Annotated in this window: 18 protein-coding genes; 13 read left to right on the forward strand and 5 right to left on the reverse strand. The window is 66.8% G+C overall.

The features are described 5' to 3' along the window. Positions 1-11 precede the first annotated feature (11 nt). The 5 genes from O3305_RS00730 (at position 12) to O3305_RS00750 (ending at position 6,043) form a co-directional block, all read left to right on the forward strand. Positions 12-1,814, forward strand: a complete 1,803-nt coding sequence (locus O3305_RS00730; RefSeq protein WP_269574727.1) for an IlvD/Edd family dehydratase — start codon at positions 12-14, stop codon at positions 1,812-1,814. After that, positions 1,814-2,668: an SMP-30/gluconolactonase/LRE family protein gene (locus tag O3305_RS00735; RefSeq protein ID WP_269574728.1), complete on the forward strand. Its 855-nt coding sequence runs from the start codon at positions 1,814-1,816 to the stop codon at positions 2,666-2,668. Before O3305_RS00730 ends, O3305_RS00735 begins: the two co-directional genes overlap by 1 nt. Positions 2,669-2,679: 11 nt before the next feature. Further along, positions 2,680-3,834: an aldose epimerase family protein gene (locus O3305_RS00740; protein ID WP_269574729.1), complete on the forward strand. Its 1,155-nt coding sequence runs from the start codon at positions 2,680-2,682 to the stop codon at positions 3,832-3,834. A 143-nt stretch (positions 3,835-3,977) separates the two neighbouring features. Continuing rightward, positions 3,978-5,117: a cellulase family glycosylhydrolase gene (locus tag O3305_RS00745; RefSeq protein WP_269574730.1), complete on the forward strand. Its 1,140-nt coding sequence runs from the start codon at positions 3,978-3,980 to the stop codon at positions 5,115-5,117. After that, on the forward strand, positions 5,117-6,043 hold the full coding sequence (locus O3305_RS00750; RefSeq protein WP_269574731.1) for a family 43 glycosylhydrolase: 927 nt from the start codon (positions 5,117-5,119) through the stop codon (positions 6,041-6,043). Before O3305_RS00745 ends, O3305_RS00750 begins: the two co-directional genes overlap by 1 nt. 3 nt (positions 6,044-6,046) lie before the next feature. Here O3305_RS00750 and O3305_RS00755 read toward each other — a convergent pair whose 3' ends face one another. Further along, positions 6,047-6,784, reverse strand: coding sequence for a FadR/GntR family transcriptional regulator (locus O3305_RS00755; protein WP_269574732.1), 738 nt, complete (start codon positions 6,782-6,784; stop codon positions 6,047-6,049). Between the two features lie 155 nt (positions 6,785-6,939). On the opposite strand from O3305_RS00755, the gene O3305_RS00760 reads away from it, so the two are divergent. The 5 genes from O3305_RS00760 (at position 6,940) to O3305_RS00780 (ending at position 12,457) form a co-directional block, all read left to right on the forward strand. Continuing rightward, entirely contained in the window at positions 6,940-8,625 is a 1,686-nt protein-coding gene (locus tag O3305_RS00760) for a sodium/sugar symporter (protein WP_269574733.1), read from the forward strand. Beyond that, a complete protein-coding gene (locus O3305_RS00765; RefSeq protein ID WP_269576591.1) occupies positions 8,616-9,485 on the forward strand; it encodes a 2-dehydro-3-deoxygalactonokinase in 870 nt (289 codons plus the stop codon). Before O3305_RS00760 ends, O3305_RS00765 begins: the two co-directional genes overlap by 10 nt. Continuing rightward, complete coding sequence (locus O3305_RS00770; protein WP_269574734.1) at positions 9,482-10,111, forward strand: 2-dehydro-3-deoxy-6-phosphogalactonate aldolase; 630 nt, start codon at positions 9,482-9,484, stop codon at positions 10,109-10,111. The genes O3305_RS00765 and O3305_RS00770 overlap by 4 nt, the downstream gene beginning before the upstream one ends. Before the next feature lie 94 nt (positions 10,112-10,205). Beyond that, positions 10,206-11,243 (forward strand): glycoside hydrolase family 43 protein, encoded by a 1,038-nt coding sequence (locus tag O3305_RS00775; RefSeq protein ID WP_260396083.1) that lies wholly within the window; start codon positions 10,206-10,208, stop codon positions 11,241-11,243. Between the two features lie 47 nt (positions 11,244-11,290). Continuing rightward, a complete protein-coding gene (locus O3305_RS00780) occupies positions 11,291-12,457 on the forward strand; it encodes an SGNH/GDSL hydrolase family protein (RefSeq protein WP_269574735.1) in 1,167 nt (388 codons plus the stop codon). Positions 12,458-12,526: 69 nt separating this feature from the next. Here O3305_RS00780 and O3305_RS00785 read toward each other — a convergent pair whose 3' ends face one another. From O3305_RS00785 to O3305_RS00800, 4 genes are all read right to left on the reverse strand, one after another. Continuing rightward, the gene (locus O3305_RS00785; protein ID WP_269574736.1) at positions 12,527-13,093 is read right to left on the reverse strand and encodes a hypothetical protein; all 567 of its coding nucleotides are present in this window, start codon (positions 13,091-13,093) and stop codon (positions 12,527-12,529) included. A gap of 80 nt (positions 13,094-13,173) precedes the next feature. Then, positions 13,174-14,301, reverse strand: coding sequence for a sialidase family protein (locus tag O3305_RS00790; RefSeq protein WP_269574737.1), 1,128 nt, complete (start codon positions 14,299-14,301; stop codon positions 13,174-13,176). A gap of 260 nt (positions 14,302-14,561) precedes the next feature. Then, positions 14,562-17,312, reverse strand: a complete 2,751-nt coding sequence (locus O3305_RS00795) for a TonB-dependent receptor (RefSeq protein ID WP_269574738.1) — start codon at positions 17,310-17,312, stop codon at positions 14,562-14,564. Positions 17,313-17,447: 135 nt separating this feature from the next. Then, on the reverse strand, positions 17,448-18,290 hold the full coding sequence (locus O3305_RS00800; protein WP_269574739.1) for a FadR/GntR family transcriptional regulator: 843 nt from the start codon (positions 18,288-18,290) through the stop codon (positions 17,448-17,450). A 97-nt stretch (positions 18,291-18,387) separates the two neighbouring features. Between O3305_RS00800 and O3305_RS00805 the strand changes: the two genes are divergently transcribed. From O3305_RS00805 to O3305_RS00815, 3 genes are read left to right on the forward strand one after another with little or no spacing between them, the layout of a single operon-like run. Then, positions 18,388-19,449 (forward strand): family 43 glycosylhydrolase, encoded by a 1,062-nt coding sequence (locus O3305_RS00805; protein WP_269574740.1) that lies wholly within the window; start codon positions 18,388-18,390, stop codon positions 19,447-19,449. A 43-nt stretch (positions 19,450-19,492) separates the two neighbouring features. Beyond that, on the forward strand, positions 19,493-22,411 hold the full coding sequence (locus O3305_RS00810) for a glycosyl hydrolase 115 family protein (RefSeq protein WP_269574741.1): 2,919 nt from the start codon (positions 19,493-19,495) through the stop codon (positions 22,409-22,411). Further along, the gene (locus O3305_RS00815) at positions 22,408-23,532 is read left to right on the forward strand and encodes a hypothetical protein (protein ID WP_269574742.1); all 1,125 of its coding nucleotides are present in this window, start codon (positions 22,408-22,410) and stop codon (positions 23,530-23,532) included. Before O3305_RS00810 ends, O3305_RS00815 begins: the two co-directional genes overlap by 4 nt. Positions 23,533-23,559 lie beyond the last annotated feature (27 nt).

Raw genomic sequence — 23,559 nt, forward strand, 5'->3', positions numbered from 1 at the left:
GAGGGTTTTGTATGTCCGGCGGTGGTAAAGTCGAGGGTGAGCGCCCGAATCTGCGGTCGCGCGCCTGGTTCGACGATCCCTCCAACCCCGACATGACCGCGCTCTATGTCGAGCGTTACCTGAACTTCGGCATCAGCCTGGAGGAGCTGCAATCGGGCCGGCCGATCATCGGCATCGCCCAGACCGGCAGCGACCTGACCCCGTGCAACCGCCACCATCTCGAGCTCGCCAAGCGCGTGCGCGAGGGCATCCGCGACGCCGGCGGCATCGCGCTCGAATTCCCGACCCACCCGATCCAGGAAACCGGCAAGCGCCCGACCGCGGGGCTCGACCGCAATCTCCAGTATCTCAGCCTGGTCGAGGCGATCTTCGGCTATCCGATGGACGGCGTCGTCATGACGATCGGCTGCGACAAGACCACCCCGGCCTGCCTGATGGCCGCCGCCACGGTGAACATCCCGGCAATCGCGCTGTCGGTCGGCCCGATGCTCAACGGCTGGTTCAAGGGCGAGCGCACCGGCTCGGGCACGATCGTGTGGAAGGCGCGCGAGATGCTCGCGGCCGGAGAGATCGATTATAAGGGCTTCATCGAGCTGGTCGCCAGCTCGGCGCCGTCGACCGGCTGGTGCAACACCATGGGCACCGCGACGACGATGAACTCGCTGACCGAGGCGCTGGGCATGTCGCTGCCCGGCTCGGCGGCGATCCCGGCGCCATACCGCGACCGCGCCGAATGCGCCTATCATACCGGCGTGCAGATCGTCGAAATGGTGCATGCCGATCGCAAGCCTTCGGACGTGCTGACCCGCCAGGCCTTCCTCAACGCGATCCGGGTGAACTCGGCGATCGGCGGCTCGACCAACGCGCCGATCCACCTCAACGCGATTGCCCGCCATATCGGCGTCGAGCTGAGCCTGGCCGATTGGGAAGAGCATGGCGCCGATATCCCGCTGCTGGTGAACCTGCAGCCGGCGGGCAAGTATCTGGGCGAGGACTTCTACCGCGCCGGTGGCGTGCCCGCGGTGATGGGGCAGCTGCTCCGCGCCGGGCTGATCGACGGCAGCGCGCTGACCGTCAACGGCAAGACGATCGGGGAGAATGTCGGGGCCGCGACGGTGGAAGATGCCGATGTGATCTTCCCGCTCGATGCGCCGCTGAAGCAGGCCGCGGGCCTGACCGTGCTTTCGGGCAATCTGTTCGACAATGCGGTGATGAAACTCTCGGTGCTCTCCGAGGAGTTCCGCAACCGCTATCTATCCGATCCCGAAAATCCCGATGCGTTCGAAGGCACGGCGATCGTGTTCGATGGGCCCGAGGACTACCACAGGCGGATCGACGATCCGGCGCTGGGTGCCGATGACCATTCGATCCTGATCATGCGCGGGGCAGGGCCGGTCGGCTATCCGGGCGGCGCCGAAGTGGTGAACATGCGCCCGCCGGTCGCGCTGATCCGCGCCGGGGTGCATGCGCTGCCCTGCCTGGGCGATGGCCGCCAGTCGGGCACCAGCGGCTCGCCTTCGATCCTCAACGCCGCGCCGGAAGCGGCCGTCGGCGGTGGCCTGGCACTGGTGAAGACCGGCGACCGTATCCGTATCGACCTGAAGAACCGCACTGCCGACATGCTGGTGGACGAGGCCGAACTCGCCGCGCGCCGCGCTGCGCTCGCCATCGATTATGTGCCCGAAGCGCAGACCCCGTGGCAGGAAATCCATCGCAGCCTGGTCGGCCAGTTCGATGGCGGCGCGGTGTTCGAGAATGCGGTGAAGTATCAGCGCATCGCCCAGAAATACGGCGTGCCGCGGGACAGCCACTGATGAGCCTGGTCCGCATCGTCGAGCGTGACCGCCGCGATGTGCTGGGCGAGGGGCCGCTCTGGTCGGCGCGCGAGAATGCGCTCTACTGGACGGACATCCTTTCTCGCCGGCTCAACCGGCTGTCGCTTGGAACCGGTGCGATCAGTGCCTGGGTGTTCGACGACTATCTCGGCTGGGCAATCGAGCGCGAGCGGGGCGGGTTCGTCATCGGGCTGGGGCGCCGCGTGCTTCGCTTCAATCCCGAAACCGGCGCCACACGCCTGCTCGCCAATCCCGAGCCGGACCGGGTCGAGAACCGGATCAACGATGCCAAGGCCGATGCGCAGGGCCGCATCTGGGCCGGCACCATGTCGATCAACTGCAGCGATCCGACCGGAAGCTTCTACCGGCTCGATACCGACGGCACAGTGACGCGCGTTGACGGGCCCTATACGATCGCCAACGGCCCGGCGATCGCCGCCGATGGCAGCTTCCTGCTGCACACCGACACCGCGCTGGCGACGATCTTCCGCTTCGACATCAACGACGACGGGTCGCTGGGGCCGCGCACGCCGTTCATCGCGTTCCAGCCCGAATGGGGCAATCCCGACGGCATGACCTTCGATGCCGAGGGCTGTTTGTGGGTCGGCTGCTGGGGCGCAGGCTGCGTCACGCGCTTCTCGCCCGAAGGCGAGCGGATGCGCAGCATCGCGCTGCCGGCGAGCCAGATCACCAGTTGCACCTTTGCGGGCGAGGCGCTCGACCGCATGTTCGTTACATCAGCGGGCGATGGGGTGGACGAGCCCCATGGCGGCGCATTGTTCGAGGTCGATCCCGGCTGCCGCGGCCTGGCGACCCAACTCTATCGCGGTTGAGGAGAAGAGGGATGACGCTGAACAAGAGCGCGTTGCTGCTGGGCGCTGCCTTTGCCTGTGCGTTGGTTTCGAATGCCGAGGCGGCGACCGCCAAGCGCGGCACCTTCGGCAAGCTGCCCGACGGGCGCACGGTTGAATCGGTGACGCTGACCAACGGCAAGGGCGTTTCGGCGAACATCATCGGCTGGGGCGCGACGATCCAGTCGCTCATCATGCCCGATCGCAACGGCAAGAAGGCCGATATCGCGCTCGGCTATGACAATCTCGAACAGTATCTGGCCAAGCCGCAATATTTCGGCCCGATCGTCGGCCGCTTCGGCAACCGCCTGGCGGCGGGCAAGTTCACGCTCGACGGCCAGACCTACCAGACCCCGATCAACAACGGGAAGAACGCGCTGCACGGCGGCACCACCGGCTTCGACAAGGTGTTGTGGACCATCACTTCGGTGAAGGACGGCCCGACCGCCTCGGTCACGCTGCGCTATGTCAGCCCGGACGGCGACATGGGCTATCCCGGCACGCTGACCGTCGACGCGACCTATTCGCTCGACGAGCAGAACCAGCTGACGATCGACTATCGGGCGACCACCGACAAGACGACGATCGTCAACCTGACCAACCATGGCTGCTGGAACCTGTCGGGCGAAGGCTCGTCGAACGGCGCGATGGGGCATGTCGTGACGATCCCGGCGCAGACCTATCTGCCGACGGACGACGGCGCGATCCCGACCGGCGAGTTCCGCTCGGTGGCCGGCACGGTGTTCGACTTCCGCACTCCGCGCGCGATCGGCGACCGGGTGCGCGACGCCAGCGACCAGCAGATCATCTGGGCGCGCGGCTACGACCATAACTGGGTGATCGGCCGCGAAGTGACCAAGGACCAGCATCTGATGGCCAGGGTCCAGGATCCGGCATCGGGCCGCGGCTTCGAGCTCTGGTCGAACCAGCCGGGCCTGCAATTCTATTCGGGCAACTTCCTGGACGGCACTTCGCACGGCAAGGCCAAGAAGGTGTACCGCGAGGGTGACGGCTTCGTGATGGAGCCGCAGCTCTTCCCGGACTCGCCCAACCAGAAGGGCTTCACCAGTGCCCGGCTGGAGCCGGGCCAGACCTATCACAACGTGATGACCTATCGCCTGACCACCGGGCAGGCGGCGAAGCGCTGAATTTTCATCGTCATCCCCGCGTAGGCGGGGATCCATTCGGGCTCGCCAATGTGAGTCTCACTGCCTTCAGCGGCAATGGATCCCCGCCTGCGCGGGGATGACGAAGTAATCCGGAAGAAACTACAGAACCAAGGGGAGCTGCAATGAAGCCTATCCTTTTCCTGGTCGCCAGCACGATGCTGGCGGCGACGCCGGCGCTTGCCCGCGATCAGTGGACCGCGGCGCAGGCGAATGCCTGGCACGCCAGGCAGCCCTGGCAGGTCGGCGCCAACTACACGCCGGCGACTGCGATCAACCAGCTCGAGATGTTCCAGGCCGAGACCTGGGATCCCAAGCGCATCGACCTGGAGCTCGGCTGGGCCGAGGCGATGGGGATGAACGTGATGCGGGTGAACCTGCACCACCTGCTGTGGGAAACCGATGCCGCCGGGCTGAAGCGCCGGATGGACGAATTCATGACGATCGCGGCGAAGCACAAGATCAAGACCCTGTGGATCTTCTTCGACAGCTGCTGGGATCCGAACCCGGTCGCCGGGCCGCAGCATCCGCCGATCCCGGGCGTGCACAATTCGGGCTCGGTCCAGTCGCCGGGCGAGGCGCGGCTGAAGGACGTGTCGCAGTACGGCAAGCTCGAAGCCTATGTGAAGGACCTGGTGACGACCTTCGCCAGGGACGAGCGGGTGATCGGCTGGGACATCTGGAACGAGCCGAACAATGGCGGCGGCGGCAACTACAAGCCGACGGTCGACAAGAAGAAATATGTCGCGACCTTGCTGCCGCGGATGTTCGCGGCGGCGCGCTCGGCCGATCCGATCCAGCCGCTCACCTCGGGCGTGTGGATCGGCAACCACTGGGACGACCAGAGCAAGCTCGATGCGGTCGAGAAGATCCAGATCGCCGAATCCGACGTGCTGAGCTTCCACGACTATAGCTGGCCGGAGAAGTTCGAGGAGCGGGCGAGGCAGATGCTCAGCTATGGCCGCCCGGTCTGGTGCACCGAATATATGGCGCGCGGCAACGGCTCGACCTTCGAAGGCTCGCTGCCGATCGCCAAGCGGCTCAACATCGCGATGTACAATTGGGGTTTCGTCGACGGGAAGATGCAGACGCGGCTGCCCTGGGACAGCTGGAAGAAGCCCTATACCTATGAGGAGCCGACCATCTGGTTCCACGACATCCTCTATCTCGACGGCAGGCCCTATCGCCAGGCCGAGGTCGATCTGATCAAGCGCATGGCGACGGCACCGAAGGGCGTGGTTCCGGCCACGCCGATCGCCAAGTGATGCGGCGGGGGATTGCCGGGGCGCTGGCGGGGCTCGTCCTCGCCGCGCTGCCCGCGCATGCCCAGGACGCGCCGTCCTTCTTCGACGGCGCCGATCCGGACTTCGAAGTCGCGGAGGGGCAATATTGGCTCTACCCGACCTTTGGCGGGAAGACGCTGGTGGCCTGGCATTCGCTCGACATGCGGAAATGGGAGAAGGGGCCCGTCCTTCTCGATCATTCGATGATCCCGTGGATCAACGACGACAAGGCGCCCGAGCATCGCCTGTGGGCGCCGGACATGGTCCGCGCGAACGGCCGCTATTATCTCTACTACTCGATCGGCCCGCAGAACCCGACGCCGAGCCGCATCGGCGTGGCGACCTGCGAAGGTCCGGCGGGTCCCTGCAAGGACAGCGGCAAGCCGCTGGTGAACGATGGCGGGCACGGCTTCGAGGCGATCGATCCGGCGGTGTTCACCGATCCGCGGACGGGCCGGAGCTACCTCTATGCCGGCGGCAGCGCCGGCGCGACGCTGCGCGTGTGGGAGCTCAAGCCCGACATGGTCACGATCGACCATGAGGTGAAGGTGAAGACGCCAGAGCACTTCACCGAAGGCGCGTTCATGTTCGAGCGCAAGGGCACCTATTACCTGTCCTACTCGTCGGGCAATTTCCGCGACACGACCTATTCGGTCCATTACGCCACGGCGAGGTCGCCGGTGGGGCCGTGGAAATATCGCGGGGCGATCCTGGCGAGCGACGCCAGGTACAAGGGGCCGGGCCACCACGCCTTCCTGCGCGATCCCAAAGACGGGCGCTGGTATATCGCCTATCACCGCTGGGAAGGGCAGCCGCATGACGGCCCCTATACCGGCTCGCGCCGGGTGGCGATCACGTCGGTGACGTTCGGCAAGGACGGATCGATCCTGCCGATCCGGATGGACTGAGGATCAGGCCGGCGTGTTCTCGTGGGCGTCGATCAGCTCGAGCACGTCGGAAATCAGCGCGCGCATCGCGGTGCGCGCGGAATTGGGGTCGCGTGCCTGGATCGCCTCGAGCACGCGGCCGTGATCCGCGACATTGGCGGTGCGCCCCTTCACGCGGTTGGTGAAGCGGATCGAGGTGCGCAGCGCCGTGCCCACCACGTCGCGGAACTGGACGTAGAAGGGGTTGCCCGAGGCGCGCAGGATCGAGACGTGGAAGGCGATGTCGGCCTCCAGCGTGTCGTCCATGCCCTTCTCGGCGGCTTCCATGCGGGCAAGGCCTTCGCCGATCGCCTCGATATCGGCATTGCTGGCGAAACGCGCGGCGAGCGCGGCGGCTTCGGGCTCGATCGCGACGCGCAGCTGGTTGAACTGCTTGAGCAGCTCGACCGAGAATTGCCGCTCGAGCAGCCAGCGCAGCACGTCGGTGTCGAACAGGTTCCAGGACGAGGTCGGCTCGACCACCGTGCCCTGGCGCGGACGGGCGCTCAGCAGGCCCTTGGCCGTGAGCATCTTGACCGCTTCGCGCGTCACCGAACGGCTGACACCGTGCTGGGTGGTCAGCTCGGCCTCGGTCGGGAAGGGCTTGTTCTCATAATGGCCGGTAACAATCGCGCGGCCCAGCCGGTCGAGCAGGCCATAGGTGAGGTTGCGGCCAAGCTGCGGACGGAGTTCGTCTGACGACTTGGATAGAGACGTTGCCACGCGCGGGTATTCCTTTTCTGTCGAGGCGACGGTCGTCGCTTGCCCTCTGATTTCTAGCTGTATCCCAAACGCGTGGCTAGACAAGCCCAATTAATAAGATAAATGAACCATTCGACCGCCCCGTTTGAGCGCGCGGTACCTAAGGGAGGGATAGCGTGACGAGCCTGTCGCAGATCGACCTGATCGTGGTCATCATATACGCCATCGGCATATTCGGCCTGGCGCAGTGGGTCAGCCGTGAAAAGGCGGGCCACGCCAAGGACACGTCCGACTATTTCCTCGCCTCCAAATCGCTGCCCTGGTGGGCGATCGGCGCGTCGCTGATCGCGGCGAACATCTCGGCCGAGCAGATCGTCGGCATGGCGGGCTCGGGCTACAAGATCGGCCTGGCGATCGCTTCCTATGAGTGGATGGCGGCGCTCACGCTGCTGATCGTCGGCAAGTATTTCCTGCCGATCTTCCTCAAGAACCAGATCTACACGATGCCGCAGTTCCTCGAGCAGCGCTACGGCAAGGTGCTGCCGGTGCTGATGGCGGTGTTCTGGCTCGCGCTCTATGTGTTCGTGAACCTGACCTCGATCATCTGGCTGGGCTCGATCGCGGTGCACAAGGTGGCGGGGATCGACCAGAACGCGGCGCTGATCGCGCTGGGCCTGTTCGCGCTGCTCTACCAGCTCTACGGCGGCCTCAAGGCGGTGGCGCTGACCGACATCGTCCAGGTGACGCTGCTGGTGATGGGCGGCCTGATCGTCTCGTACCTGACGCTCGACCAGATCGGTGGCGGGCAGGGCATTGTCGCCGGCTTCAGCACGCTGATGAACGCGCATCCCGAGAAGTTCGACATGATCCTCTCGCCCGACAACCCCTATTACAAGGACCTGCCCGGCATCGCCGTGCTCGTCGGCGGCATGTGGATCGCGAACCTGAGCTATTGGGGCTTCAACCAGTACATCATCCAGCGCGCGCTGGCCGCGAAGAACCTGGGTGAGGCACAGAAGGGCATCACGCTCGCCGCGTACCTCAAGCTGCTGATGCCGGTGATCATCGTGCTGCCGGGCATCGCCGCGGTGATGCTGGCGCCGAACCTCGCGGTGGGTGACGAGGCCTATCCGACGATGCTCAAGCTGCTGCCGCCGGGCCTGCTCGGCCTGGTCTTCGCGGCGCTGGTCGCGGCGATCATCGCGTCGACCGCCTCCAAGATCAATTCGATCGGCACCATCTTCACGCTGGATCTTTACGCCAAGGCGCGCGGGATCAACACGCGCGGCGAGAATGGCGAGGGCAAGACCGGGCAGGAGAAGCATCTCGTTCTCGTCGGCCGTATCGTCGCGGCCGCCGCTGTGGTGATCGCGATCCTCGCCGCCCGGCCGCTGATCGGCCAGTCGGACCAGGCCTTCCAGTTCATCCAGGAATTCTCCGGCTTCTTCACGCCCGGCATCACCGTGATCTTCCTGCTCGGCCTGTTCTGGAAGCCGGCGACCGAGAATGGCGCGATTACCGCGGCGATCATGTCGGTGTTCATGTCCTGGTTCATGTGGGTCAACTGGGCCGCGCCGCATGACTTCCTTGGCATGCAAATCTCGGTGAACGTGGTGGGTACCAGTGTCGCGGCTTTCCAGGATGTCCTGGGGCTGACGGGCATGCCGTTCATGAACCGGATGATGGTGGTCTTCTTCGTCAGCCTGGGGCTGGCAGTGGTCGTCAGCCTGGTGTTCAAGGGTAGCGGCAACGCCAATCGCGTGACCATGGAGGGCGTGAGCTTCAAGACGCCGAACGTGTTCAACATCGCCGGCATCGGCGTGATCCTGATCCTCATCGCGCTGTACTCGGTCTGGTGGTGAGCTTCTCCGGCACCTTCCTCGCCATCGACTGGGGGACGACCAACCGGCGCGTCTTCCTGGTCGAGGGCGGCCAGGTCGTGCGCACCGAGCGCGACGACCGCGGCGTCACCTCGGTCAGCGACTTCGCGGCCGAGGCGGCGGGCATCCGGGAGCGGTTCGGCGACCTGCCGATGCTTATGGCCGGCATGGTCGGGTCGAACATCGGCTGGCAGGCGGCGCCCTATGTGCCGGCGCCGGCCGGGGTCGAGGATCTGGCGGCAAACCTGCTGCGGATCGACGCCCGTACGGCGATCGTCCCCGGCGTCTCGGTGACGGGTCCGGCGGACGTGATGCGGGGCGAGGAAGTCCAGCTGCTGGGCGCCGTCGCGGCCGGGCTGGTGCCGCACGACGCGCTGCTCGCCCAGCCGGGTACGCACTGCAAATGGGCGCTGATGGAAGGCGGGCGGATCGCCGGATTCACCACCGCGATGACCGGCGAGCTGTTCGCCATGCTGCGCAAATATGGCCTGCTTTCCTCGCAACTTACCGAGGAAGTGACGCTGGGCCAGGCGTTCCTCGACGGGGTGGAGGAGGGGCGCAAGCGCGACCTTGCCGCCTCGCTGTTCGGCATCCGCGCGGCCAAGCTGCTGGGCGAGCGCGAGGACACCGACGCGGCGAGCTTCGCCAGCGGGCTGCTGATCGGCAGCGACGTCGCGGCAAGGCTGGAGCGGGTGGGGCATGACACGGTCCACATCCTCGCCGACCCCGTGCTGGGAGGGCTCTATGCCGCCGCGATCGAGGTGCATGGGCGCCGCGCCGTGCGGGTCGACAGTCACGCCGCCTTCGTGGCCGGCATCATCGCAATCGGGAGTATCATGTGAGCCATATCGCCGCCTTCGACGCCGCCTTCAGCCGTTGCCCGCTGGTCGCCATCCTGCGCGGCGTGAAGCCCGACGAGGTCGAGGAGATCGGCGAAGCGCTTGTTTCGGCTGGATTTACCCTGATCGAAGTGCCGATGAACTCGCCCGAGCCGCTCGACAGCATCGCGCGGCTGGCCAAGCGCTTCGCGGGCCGGGCCCAGATCGGCGCCGGCACGGTGCTGACCGAGGCGCAGGTGGCCGCGGTCGAGGCGGCGGGGGGCACGATGATCATCTCGCCCAACGCCAACCTCAAGGTCATCGCCGCCAGCGCCGCCCGGGGGCTGGTATCGCTGCCCGGCATCTTCACGATGAGCGAGGCCTTTGCCGCGCTGGAGACCGGCGCCACGGCGCTCAAGCTGTTCCCCGCCGAGGCAGCGAGCCCCAATGTTCTCAAGGCGATGCGGGCGGTGCTGCCCAAGGACGCGCGGGTGCTGCCGGTGGGCGGCATCGCGCCCGACACCATGGCCCCGTGGCGGGCCGCCGGAGCCCCGGGCTTCGGGCTCGGCTCGGCGCTGTACAAGCCCGGCATGACCGCCGAGCAGGTGGGCGCCAACGCCCGCGCCTTCATCGCCGCGCTCGCGGACTGAACCAGACGCGGACCGTGGCAAAGGTTGCGCGCCGAGGCTTGTTTTGCACCCTAAATTATATGATAAGTCATCTCATATAAATGGGAGAGAAGCCTTGAAGAAGCGTGACCTCTGGAGCGGGGCAGTGATCGCCGCTGCCCTGTGCCTCGGCTCCGGAAGTGTATCCGCGCAGACGGCTCCGGCCGCGGAAGCTGGCACCTATACCAATCCGCTGCTCCCTTCGGGTCCCGATCCCTGGATCACCCAGGTCGACGGCACCTATTATTACATGCACACCCAGCGGACGGGCATCACGCTGTACCGGACGCGGAACATCGCGGACCTGGCCCATGCGGAGCAGAAGCAGGTCTGGACGCCGCCCAAGGAGGGGCCGAACGCCCATCTGATCTGGGCGCCCGAGCTGCACCGTATCGGCAAGAGCTGGTTCCTCTACTATACCGCCACCGCGAGCGGCTTCGGCGACGACGCCCACCGGGCCGTGTTCGCATTGGAGAACAAAGCGTCCGATCCGCTCAGCGGCACCTGGATCGACCGAGGGCGGATCAACACCGCCCATGCCGGGATCGACGGCACCAGCTTCGAATATCGCGGCAAGCGCTACTTCGTCTATTCGCCCTATCTGGGCCCGGACAGCGGCCTGGCGATCGCCGAGATGGCGAACCCCTGGACGCTCAAGGGCAAGGAGCAGGTGATCGCCATGCCCGACCAGCCCTGGGAGCGGCTCGACGGGCGCCAGATCCTGGAAGGGCCGGAGTTCCTGCTGGGGCCCAAGGGCGACCTGTTCCTGACCTATTCGGCGAGCCCCTGCTGGTCCGACGATTATGCGCTCGGCCTGCTGCGCGCGGCGCCCGGCGCCAACCCGCTCGATCCCAAGGCCTGGAGCAAGTCGCCGACGCCGGTGCTGCACAAGGGGAATGGTGTGTTCGCAACCGGCCATAACGGCTTCTTCAAGTCGCCCGACGGCAAGGAGAACTGGATCATCTACCACGCCAATGCCGCGGCGGGGATGAAGTGTACGCTGAAGCGTGCACCGCACATCCAGAAGTTCGGCTGGACGGCGGACGGCCGGCCCGATTTCGGCCTGCCTGTGCCCGAGGGCGCGCCACAAAAGGTGCCGTCGGGAACGCGCTGATTAGGATATGATAACCGTCAATAGCCTGGAGGGGACCTATGCACTGGATGTCACGTGGAGCCTTGATTGCCGCTTTCCTGATCGCGGCCCCCGCAGGGGCGCAGCCGGGGCCGGACGGCTGGACGCCGGCCTGGACGGCCAGCATGTGGCAGGCGAACCAGCCCGCCCAGCGCGTTTCGGTGGAGAATGCCACGCTGCGCATGCAGGTGCGCGTCGGCGCGGCGGGCAGCAAGGTCCGCATCCGGCTGGCGAACGACTATGGCCCGGCGATGCGGATCGGCGCGGCGAGCGTGCGGATCGCCGGCGGCAAGCCGGTGCGCGTCACCTTTGACGGGCAGGGCCAGGGCCAGCTGCGCAACGGCGCGCCGCTGGTGAGCGATCCGGTGGCATTGCCGGTCAAGGCGTTCGACCTGATCGAAGTGTCGCTCTACATGCCCGACAAGGTCGATATCGACACGGTGCACGGCGCGGGCGGGGCGAAGACCGCGATCTCGCCGTCGGGCGACTTCACCGACAAGGACTTCACGCCGCTCCTCCAGTCGGGCCCGCGCCCGCTGCTGGCCGAGGTCGATGTGCTGGGCGCGAAGCAGCGCCCGGTGATCGTCGCCTATGGCGACTCGATCACCGACAATACCGGCTGCGCGAACGACGCGGTGCCGGCGTGCCGCTGGGGCGATGTGCTCGGCCGGCGGATCGCCGCGGCAGGGATGCCGCATGTCGTGGTGACCCAGGCGATCTCGGGCAACCGCATCCTGTCGAGCGGTGCCGGCCCCAATGCACTCGCGCGCTTCGACCGCGACGTGCTGGCGCTGCCGGGCGTGACGCATGTCGTGGTGCTCGAGGGAATCAACGACATCGGCGGATCGGGCCGCAACAATGGCCCGGTGGTCAGCGCCGACGACCTGAAGTCTGGCTTCCGCCAGCTCGTCCAGCGCGCGCATGCGCATGGCATCAAGGTGATCGGCATGACGATCCTGCCGTTCGAGGGCGCGGGCTACCAGACCCCGGCGGGCGAGGCGCTGCGGAGCGAGGTCAATGACTGGATCCGCACCTCGGGAACGTTCGACGCGGTGGTCGACATGGAGAAGGTCGTCGCCGACCCGGCCAATCCGAAGCGGCTCGCCGCGGCGCTGCAGGGCGGGGACAATCTCCACCCGAATGGTGCGGGCGAGACGAAGATGGGCGAGGCGATCCCGCTCAAGCTGTTCAAATAGGCTTCGCGTTCCCGCAAGGGGAGGCACGCGGCCGCCGGCACCGGGACATCCCCGTGCCGGCGGCCGCAATCATGTTGGGGAGACCACGCGGCGGAAATAGACCACAAAGGCTTCGCGCACGCGCCCGGTGCCGAAGGTCGTGGCGTCGCGCGCCAGCCCCTCGGCCTCGAGGCTGGCGCTGGCGGTGTCGCGCTCCAGCGTTTCCCAGGCCGGGTTCATCGACCCGCCGGAATCCTCCTCCGCCAGGCCCGAGACTTCGCACAGGCTGGTCGTGCACCGGGCAGTGAGCGAGCGGGTGTCGACATGGGCGAGGCCGCGCATGAACGCGAGCAGCCGGGTCTCGCTGCGGCTCGCCCAGGCACGATCCCGGGTCTCGCGGGTGACCAGATACTGGTTCGCGTCGGCCAGCTCCGAATTGCGCTGCGGGGTGAGCGGCGGGCGTTTCGTGGCGGGTGGCGCCGGAAGGGGCGCGGCCGCCGGCTGCGCGGCGCCGGCCGCGATCGTCACCACCCCGGCTTCGCGGGATGGGGGGGCGGACGGCCACGCCATCCAGGCAAGCGCGACCCCGACAGGGAGTGCAAGTGCCGCACCCCCTATCCAGCGGCGGCCGCGCGTCTCGTTCGTCAGGCCAGGCATGATTGCTCCTCCTGCGATGGATCGGGATGCGACAGGGGACCGGCCGCCGGCGGGCGGTGGCCGGTCCCGATTTGCGAGCCTCAGTTGCTCGGGCCGCTCGCGAAATAGACGTTGCACACGCCGTTCACGTTGCGGGTCTGCAGCTCGACAAAGGTCGCGCCGGTGCCCACCCATTGCAGGCCGGGCGAGAAGCCCTCGCAGCCATTGGTGACCGGCGCCGGCAGCGTGACCGGTGCGGCCAGCGTGGTCCAGGGGCCGTTCGGATTGCCGCTCGCGCTCTTGAACATCACGGTGCCGTTCAGGCCCGAGGGCGAGCCGTCGGCGACGCGCATATACTGGCCGATCCACAGGATCGAGCCGTCGGGCAGCACCTTGTTGACCGGGGTGTTCGAGAAGAACCGGTCGAGCGAGTCCTTCATCCGCGTGCCCATCACGTTGACCGGGCCATAGTTCCAGCCATCGGTGGAGGTGCGGTAATAGCTCGCGCAGTTGAGCGGCGCGGCCTGGCCGCAGATCTCATAGGTCATCAGCCGCGTGCCGTCGGCCAGGTTCGACACGACCGGCATGCCGGGGCGCAGCGGCCAGGTGGCGTCGGCATTGCTGTTGGAAAGCTGGACGTCGTTGGTCTGGTCGATCCAGTGGACGCCGTCATAGGTGCGGCGGCGGGCGATCTTCTGGCTGCAGCAGGGGCTGCTCTCGTCGGCATAGTGCATCACGATCGCACCGTCGGTGGCCATCGAGAAATCGGGTTCCCACAGGCCCTGGCTGTTGGCCGACTGGACGGCGATCGACACGAAGCTCCAGTTCCGGCCGTTGTCGGTGCTCTTGTAGATGTTGATCTTGGCGAGGCTGGTCGCGGTCTTCTGGGTATCGACCACGACGCCGAGGATCAGCGTGCCGGCAGTGAGCGAGCCGATCGTCTGCGGCACGCGGAACAGGCTGGGGCTGCTTGCCTTCAGCGTCTGGAATTCCGGATCGTTGATCGTGCCGACCTGGGTGAAGCTGGCGCCGCTGTCGGTGCTCGAGAAGATCTTGATGTGATCGTCGCCGGTGAACGAGAGGACCGACGCGACGAGCTCTCCGCTGGGGAGCAGGCGGATGCGGGGATAGCGCGAGTTCGCGGCGAGCAGGGTCTGGGCCTGGGCGACGACGGTGGTCATGCCGACCAGGGCCAGGCCGGCGAGGAGCCGCGTGGTGCGGCCGAGCATGCGCTTATGGATGTGCTGATTCTGTGATCGCCTAATCATATCGCTCTCCTGTTTCCCGCTGTTCACATCGGGGCGGCAGGAGCGGGGGGCCTGGCGCCTGTCCTTGAAATCACCTGGGTCTGGTCACCTCATTCTCGTGCCGGGCGCGCGGGTCCGCTGCGCCGGAAGCGCAGGGCTCCGGCGGGGTTCGGGTTTCTGGAAAGGACGCCGCATGGAGGAGGCCCCATGCGGCGCCAAAGTTACCGACGGGGAGTCGGTTCTCAGAAGCGGAAGCGGACCCCCATGCGATAGACGGTCTCGAGATAGCGGACCTGCGCGGCGTAGGTGTCGCCCTTCGCGTTGAACGCACGGTAGGTACGCTGCTGCGAGCCGAGCAGGTTCGCGATGGAGAAGTTCAGCGAGACATTGTCCGTCGGGTTGAGCGAGCCCGAGAAGTCGAGCGTGCCGCGGCCCTTCTCGACCGTGGGCAGGGTGAGCTGGGTGGTCACCGCCGGATCGGTCACCACGCCATAGGTCTGGAAGCTCGAACGGTAATTGTACGAGAGGCGCAGCGACAGCGGCTTGCTGTCATAGAAGAACTGCGCGTTGGCGAGGTGCGACGACACGCCGCTGAGCGGCTGGATGCCGGGAAGCGTGGCGGCGGCGCTGGGCGACAGTTCCGAGCCGTGGTCGAGATAGGTGTAGTTCGCCAGCACGCCGAAATTCTGCATCCATTGCGGCAGCGACGGGATCTTGAAGAAGGTGCGGAAGCCCGCCTCGATGCCCTGGATATAGCCCTTCTGCCCGTTCTCCGGCCGGTCGACGCGCAGCGGGCCGAGCTCGGGGTCGTTGAGGAAGACGGTGGCGTTGTTGATGAAGCCGATGATGTCGCGGCGGAACACCTGGACGGTAGCCGAGCCCGAGCGCGAGAAATAATATTCGAGCGAGGCGTCGTAATTGGTGGATTCGACCGGTTGCAGGTCGGGGTTGCCGCCGCTCGCGGTGCGATAGTTGCACACCGGCGGGGTGACGCTGTTGTCGCAGGCCAGGGTGGCGTTGACGGTCAGCGTCGGGTTCAGCGAGCCGAAGCCGGGGCGGGTGCGCGTCTTGGTGAAGGACATGCGCGCCTGCAGCGTGCGCGACAGCTTCAGCCGGGCGCTGACATTGGGCAGATAGTCGAGATACTCGTTGGTCTTCGCATAGGGCGTGCCGGCGCCGGAGCCGATCTTGAGCGTGCCGCTGATGTCGTTGGTGGTGCGGACGACGCGCAGGCCGAGCTGGCCGTCTAGCTCCATCGATCCGATCGGGAACTTGTAGTGCGTCTGGAGATAGGCGGCATAGGCCTTCTCGTTGGCGCTGTAGACCCAGTCCAGCTTCGGATAGCCGGCCGGCTGGCCGACCAGCATGCGGAGATAGTCCGCATTGTGGATGATGCTCTGCCGGGTCGGCGTGATCCAGGTGCGGGGATGGGTGGTCGGATCGCCGCGGAAGCCGATCATCGACATCTCGAAGTCGAGCGGCAGGTTGACATACTGGATGCGCGGATCGGTCGCGCCCAGGGTCGGCGTGCGGTTCTCGGCCGGGTCATTGTAGGAATCGGCGTCGCGGTTGCTGTAGCGGACGCCGGCCTGGAGCCGGTCGAAGATCGCGAAGTCGATCGGCAGGTCGGCGTCGAGCCGCCCCTGGAAGCTGCGGCCATGGTTGTCCGCGCCGTTCTCCGCGAAGTTCAGCATGCGCCACGAGGCGGGATCGGCCAGGTTGATGTCGGTCACATAGGCCGAGGCGCCGCCGCCGCCCGACTGGTCGTCGAAGTTGAAGACGCGGGTGCCCAGCGAATTCGTGAAGATGTTGAACTGCATGTTGCGGTTCCAGTTTCGCGAATCGGTGAGCGCGACGTCGCCGGTGATGCGGCCGCCGCCGGGCACCTTCCAGATGAAGCCGGTGCCGCCCTGATAGGTGTCGGTCTTGTTCCACTGGGCGACCTGGTAGCCGGTGATGCCGTTGCCGGCGCCGCGCATGGTCATCTGGCAGACCAGGTCGGTGCTGCCCTCGCACATGGTCACGTCGTAGAGCGGCGCGTTGCTGCCCGTGTCGAAGTGCAGCGCGCTCGACTCGCCGGCGGCGCGGAAGCCCTGGAACAGGAAGTCGGCGTAGAATTCCAGGCTCTGGCTCGGGCGCCACTGGAGCGCCGCCGAGGCCGAGGGGCGGAAGCGGTTCGAGCTCGGATACTGGAAGGAGACGCGGGTCGGGTAACGGACATTGGGATAGTTCGCGACGCCGCCGACCACGACGTTCGCCGCGTGGCGCAGGATCTGGGTGTTGTTGTCGCGATAGGAATCGACGAACTTGTTGTCGGTGTAGCTGCCCTCGACCAGCAGGCCGATCTCGCCGATGCCGGTCTCCCAGCGGTTGCTGATCAGCAGGTTGGCGTCGATGCCGAACTCCTGCGACTGGCGCCAGTGCAGTCCGGTGATGCCGCCGACGATGCGGCTGCCCTTGAAGTTGAACGGCTTGTTCGACTTGACGTCGATCTCGCCGGCGATGCCCGCCTCGACCAGGTTGGCGCCCGCGGTCTTGAACACGTCGAAGCGCGAGACCGAGGCGGCCGGGAAGTCCTGCAGCGCGACGTTGCGGCCCTCGGCGGTGAAGATCTCGCGGCCGTTATAGGTGGTGGTGATGTCGGGCAGGCCGCGAAGGCGGACGCCGCCGGCCTCGCCGTTCAGCCGGTCGACCTGCACGCCGGTGATGCGCGCGAGCGATTCCGCGCCGGTGGAATCGGGCAGCTTGCCGATGTCCTCGGCGACGAGCGAATCGACGATGTCGTCCGAGTCCTTCTTGATCGCCTGCGCGGTCTCGAGGCTGCGGCGGAAGCCGCTCACGATGATCTCGTTGGGATCGATCTCGGTATCCTGCCCGGTTTCCGGGACGCTGGCCGCGGGCTGCTCCGCGGTCTGCGCGACGGCGATGCCCGGCAGCGCGGTAAGCGCGAGCGCGGACGCGCCGATCAGCAACCGATTATTGCGACGATTCATTCTTTCCCCTCCCATATCGTCCGAGTTTCTTACTCGGGGCTTATCTATCCGAATTATCATATAAGAATTGGCCTGACAATATCCAGCCGGAGGCCTGACCTGAATTGGCGCAAGTCCTTCATGTCGGGCGTAGATTCAGAATCTCCCCGCCGCGGGGCCCGTCGACTCGAATTGGCCGATCATGTCGCCGGGGGCGGAAATGCCCGTGACGATGCCGTGCATCGCCGCGCGCGCCCGCTCCCAGTCGCCGCTGGCGATGGCGCCGCGGACCGCCGCATAGGCGGCCAGTTCGTCGGCCGGATCGCCGGCCCTGCGCCGCATCCGGTTCGCGATGCGCAGCGCGGCTTCCACGGCGTCCTGGAACTGGGCGTAGAAGGGATTGCGCGCGGCCTGGAGGACCGCGCCGTGAAAGGCGATCCGGGCGTCGATCGGATCCTCGTCGCGCCGTTCGCAGAGCAGCATGTGCTCGAGCGCGTCGGAGATGCGCTGCACGCCGCGCGGCCAGGCAAAGCGCGCCGCGAACTCCGCCGCCGCCGGCTCGATCGCCACGCGCAGCTGGTTGAACTGGCCCAGCGCGTCCGCCGCATGGCGCCGCTGGAGGAGCCAGCGCAGCACGTCGGTGTCGAGCAGGCTCCAGCAGGAGAGGGGCTGCACGTTCGTGCCCAGGCGCGGGCGACTCGCCAGCAGGCCCTTGGCGGTGAGCATCTTCACCGCTTCGCGCGTCACCGAGAGGCTGGTGCCGTAATGCCTGGCCAGCTCAGCCTCGGGCGGGAAGGGCTTGTCGTCATAATCGCCGGCGGCGATCGCCCCGCCGATCGCGTGGAGCAGCCCGAAAGTGAGGCTGTGTCCCAGCTGCGGGCGATCGGGCGCGCCGCCCCTTGGCAGCCCCGCGAAGCCAGGGCCCGGCGGGGCGACCGCGAAGCTCGCGCGGGCGTTCACGGCCTGGTCGCCCGGGTGAAATTTCGCGGCATCCAGCACTCCCCCTTTTTCCCGACATCCGATCGGTGCACGATTTCGGTAGATTGGTCAGATAAATGTTACTATATTGGCCTGACCAAAACAAGGAGGGGACCGAATGGGTACCGAAAAGCGCCGAGTGCATGTTTTCCTGGCGGGCGCGGGGTTCGCGGCGATGCTGGCGGCGCCATTTGCCGCGCTTTCACAGCAGGCGCCGAAGCAGGATCCGGCGGTTCGGGAGGCGAAGCTCGTCGCGACCTATTCGGACACCAGCAGGCTGGGCACGCCCTGGGCCAAGGACCCCTCGGTCATCCGCTTCGGCGGGCGCTTCCTGATGTATTATACGGTGCCCGCGCCGCGCGAGAATCCGGTGGGGGTGAAGGACTTCCCCAAGGGGCTGGCGATCGGCATCGCCGAGAGCCGCGACCTCAAGACCTGGACCAAGGTGGGCGAGATCCTGCCGAAGCAGCAGGTCGAGGCGAACGGCATCGCGGCGCCGGGCGCTGTGGTGATCGGCGGGAAGGTCCACCTGTTCTACCAGACCTATGGCAATCGCGAGAAGGACGCGATCAACCATGCCTGGTCGTCGGACGGCATCGTGTTCGAGCGCGATCCCGGCAACCCGGTCTTCCATCCCGATCCCGCCACCGCCAAGTGGAGCGTCGGCCGGGCGATCGATGCCGAGGCATTCGTCCAGGGCAACAGGCTGATGCTCTATTACGCCACGCGCGATCCCGAATTCAAAGTGCAGAAGGTCGGGGTGGCGAGCGCGCCGATCGGCTCGAAGTTCACAAGGGGCGACTTCACCAACCTCAACAACGACAAGTCGATCCTGGAGCCCGAGCTCGCCTGGGAGCGCAACTGCATCGAGGCGCCGAGCGTCATCCGCCGCGGCGGCAAGCTCTACATGTTCTACGCCGGCGGCTACAACAACGAGCCCCAGCAGATCGGCGTCGCGGTGAGCACCGACGGCGTGAAGTGGAAGCGGCTTTCCGACAAGCCGTTCCTCGCCAACGGCCCGAAGGGCAGCTGGAACGCTTCGGAATCGGGCCATCCCGGCATCTTCCAGTTCGGCAACCGCACCTTCCTGTTCTTCCAGGGCAACAACGATCGCGGGAAGAGCTGGACGCTGGCCGCCACCGAGATCGGCTGGAACGCCAAGGGTCCGTATCTGAAGTAACCCCGGCCACGCCGCGCACAACTATAAGAACAGGAGAGTAGAATTGGCCCTTGTCCGCATCCTGGCCGCGCTGAGCCTTGCCGCCACGGTCCCCGGCCTGGCCCCGGCCGAGGCGCTGGCGCAGCAGGCGCCCGCCGCATCCGCATCGTTCGACCTGGTCGCGGAGGGCGCGGCGCCGACGATCTTCGTGAGCGCTGGCGACGCCCCGGTGGTCGGGATCGCGGCGCGTGCCTTTGCCGGCGATGTCGAGCGTGTGTCGGGCGTGAAGCCGCAGGTTTCCGAAGCGGCGCCGAGCGGGCGCCTGGCGATCCTGGCGGGGACGATCGGCGGCTCGCCGGTGATCGAAAGGCTGATCGCCGACAAGCGCATCGCGGTCGACAAGGTGGCGGGCCAGAGCGAGGCCTATACGATCGCGCTGGTCGACAAGCCGGTGCCCGGGGTCGATCGCGCGCTGGTCGTGATCGGGGCGGACCGGCGCGGCACCGCCTATGGCATCTTCCGCCTGTCCGAGCAGATCGGCGTCTCGCCCTGGGTGTGGTGGGCCAATGTGACCCCGGCCCGGCGCAGCAGCGTGCGACTGAATGCCGGCACGGTCGTCCAGGGCTCGCCCTCGGTCCGCTATCGCGGCCTGTTCATCAATGACGAGGACTGGTCGATCCGCCCCTGGGCGACCCGGATCGACCCGACGGGCGACATGGGGCCGACGACCTATGCGCATGTATTCGAACTGCTGTTGCGGTTGCGCGCCAATTTCCTGTGGCCGGCGATGCACAAGGTCAGTTCGGCGTTCAACCAGGTCGCGGGCAATGCCGAGATGGCGGACCGCTATGCGATCGTGATGGGCGCCAGCCATGCCGAGCCGATGCTGCGCGACAATGTCGCCGAGTGGAATTTCGAGCAGCGCGGCGAATTCAACTACGCCAAGAACGGAAGGAACATCCTCGACTACTGGCGTGACCGGGTGAAGGCCAACCACCAGTATGAGAATGTCTACACCGTCGGCATGCGCGGCATCCACGACAGCCCGGCGGAGATGAACAAGGGCTTCGACGGCGTCCGGCTGCTCGAGAAGGTGGTGAGCGACCAGCGCGGCCTGCTCAGCGAAGTGGGGCAGGACCCCACAAAGGTCCCCCAGATCTTCGTGCCCTACAAGGAAGTGCTCGACATCTACCGCAAGGGCATGAAGGTGCCCGACGACGTCACCCTCGCCTGGGTGGACGACAATTACGGCTATATCCGCCAGCTCTCGACCAGGGCGGAGCAGCAGCGCCCCGGCGGCGGCGGCGTCTATTACCACATCTCCTATTGGGGGGTGCCCAACGACTATCTGTGGCTCGACACCACGCCGCCCGCGCTGATCGGCGAGGAGATGGGTAAGGCCTATGCCACCAATTCCCGCCGCCTCTGGGTGCTCAATGTCGGCGACATCAAGCCGGGCGAGAAGGGCCTGAACTATTTCCTCGACCTGGCCTATGACTATGACGGCACCGCGAAGCTGGGCCAGCAGGGCTGGCTGAAGCGCTGGGCGACCGGGAATTTCGGGCCCGAACAGGCCGATGCGATCGCCGCGCTGCTCGGCGATTTCTACCGGCTCAACTATGACCGCAAGCCCGAGCATATGGGCTGGAACGACGCCGAGACCGCGCCGCGGCCGACCGAGTTCTCGCCGGTCGCCTATGGCGACGAGGCGGGCAGGCGCACCGCCGAGTTCCGCGATCTCGACAAGCGCGCCGAGGCGATCGCCGCGAAGCTGCCGGCGGAGAAGCGCGACGGCTTCTACCATCTCGTCCTCTATCCGGTGCGCGGCAGCGCGATGATGAACGTGAAGATGCTGAACGCCGATCGCAGCTTCCTCTACGCGCATCAGGGCCGGGCCAGCGCCAATCTCCACGCCGATGCCGCGGTCGATGCCTATAAGCGGATCAAGCAGGCGACCGAGGCGTACAACGCCGTGGGTGGCGGTCAATGGTCGCACTTCATGAGCGACGAACCGCGCATGCAGGCGGTGTTCAACATGCCGCCGCTCGGCCGGGTGACGCCGTCCGCTACGCCGGGGCTGGGCGTCGCGGTCGAGGGATCGATCGATGCCTGGGCGGAGCATCCCGCCAGGGCCGCCGATGCCGCGGATGCCAGCCTGCGCGTGCAGCGCTGGCGCACCGCCTCGGCTCCTGCCGACCGGCTCCCGGTGTTCGAGCGGGCGACCGATGCGCGCCACTTCATCGATGCGTTCAACACCGGCACCGGTACGCTCGACGTGTCCGCCACGGCCTCGGCGCCGTGGATCCGGATCGAGCGCGAGGACCAGCCGGGCGGCGACCAGCGGCTGTGGGTGTCGATCGACTGGCGCAAGCTCAAGGCCGGCGAGACCGCTAGCGGCAGCGTGACAATTTCCGCCGCCGGCGCCAGCCGCAGCATCGCGGTCTCGGCCCGCAATGTCGCGGCGCCCAGGGGCATGCTGGTCGAGGACAATGGCATCATCGCCTTCTCGGCGCGGCGTTATGCGAAGCTCCAGCCGGTCGGCGGACTCGGCTGGCAGGCGGTGCCGGGGCTTGGGCGATCGGGACAGGCGCTGCAGAGCAGCGTCGCGCTGGCCAGCGCGGCGGATCCGGCCGGGGCGCCCTATGCCGAATATCGCTTCCGGGTGACGCATGCCGGCGACGCGAAGCTGCGCGCCACGCTGATGCCGAGCTTCGCGCTCAATGCCGAGAACAAGCTGCGCTACGCGGTGTCGATCGATGGCGGCCCGATCCAGCTGGTCGATGCCGATGCCAAGCGCGACTGGAGTGACGGGGTGGAGCGCAATGCGATCACGTCGGTCACCAGCTGGCCGGCGCTGGGGGCGGGCGAGCATCGCCTGCGCATCTATGCGCTCGATCCGGGCGTGGTGCTCGATTCGCTGATCCTCGACCTGGGCGGCCTTGCCACCGCCTATCTCGCGCCGCCGGAGACCATTGCGAAATGAGCCGCCGGACCAAGGGGCTGCTTGCGCTCGGCGCGGTGCTGCTCAGCACCGGTGCGGCGCAGGCACAGGGCGCGCTGGGCGCGAACTACAACGAGCATTTCGAGGACGTGGACTATCGCGACCTCGACAAGGCCGGCGCGCACTGGGTCCGGCTGTTCCTCACCATGCCCGAGTTGGAGCGGAGCCCGGCCGCAGAGCATGGCGCGGTCCGGACGATCCTCGACGTGGCCAGGCACGGCTATGGCACGATCCTCTCGCTGAAGTTCCCGCGCAACCGGCAGGACTTCCCGAAGCCGGGCAGCGCCGGGATGGCGCGGGAAATGGCGTGGCTCGACCAGGTGCTGCCGCTGGTGATGGGCAAGGTCGATATCCTGGTGATCGGCAACGAGCCCTATATCGAGAGCCGTCGCGAGGACCGCGACCTCGACCTCAACGCCTATTACGAGGCGATGGCGAACCGGGCGATCGCGTACCGGAAGGCGCATTGCGCCAGGGCGTGCAGGACGCGGCTGTACATGGGGGCGCTCAACCGGCTCGACCTGGAGATCAACCGGACGCCCTCGACCGAGCGCTGGATGGCGTTCGTCAAGGCGACGCCGGAGATCGACGGGGTCGACATCCATCCGCATCTGCCGGCGATCGAGGGCTCGCAGGTCTTTGTCGACTATGTCGTCGCGCGGATGCGCCCCGACCAGAAGTTCCTCGCCACGGAATTCTCGATCGTCCGCTGGTGGGAGCAGAACATGCAGGCGGCGATCCCGCAGGGCTTCGCCGATGCCCGGCACCTGCCACGCGAGACGAAGAACTGGCAGGTGATCAAGGCGGCGCTTGAGAGTCCGTTCCCCAAGGCGGAATGGGATGCGTTCCTGGCACAGAGCCCGTGGTTCGAGAGTCGGAAGCATTATCTGCGCAACCAGATGGCGATCTTCCGCAATTCCGGCCGGCTGGCGGTCGCCAATTACGGGTTCAGGCAGGGCAGCTCGATGAGCCGCAATTTCGGCCCGGCCACCACGCCCTGGCTGCTCAACAGCGTCTTCGCCGCGCGCACCGTCCGGCCCAATCCGGATGGCAGCGCCGCGTTCAACTATGCCTGGATCGAGGATTTCAGGGCGCTGCAATAACCGACCGCGGATCGCGCGGCTTATCGA

Origin of the sequence: Sphingomonas sp. NIBR02145 (assembly GCF_027359115.1) — a bacterium.
GTDB classification, from domain to species: domain Bacteria; phylum Pseudomonadota; class Alphaproteobacteria; order Sphingomonadales; family Sphingomonadaceae; genus Sphingomonas; species Sphingomonas kyeonggiensis_A.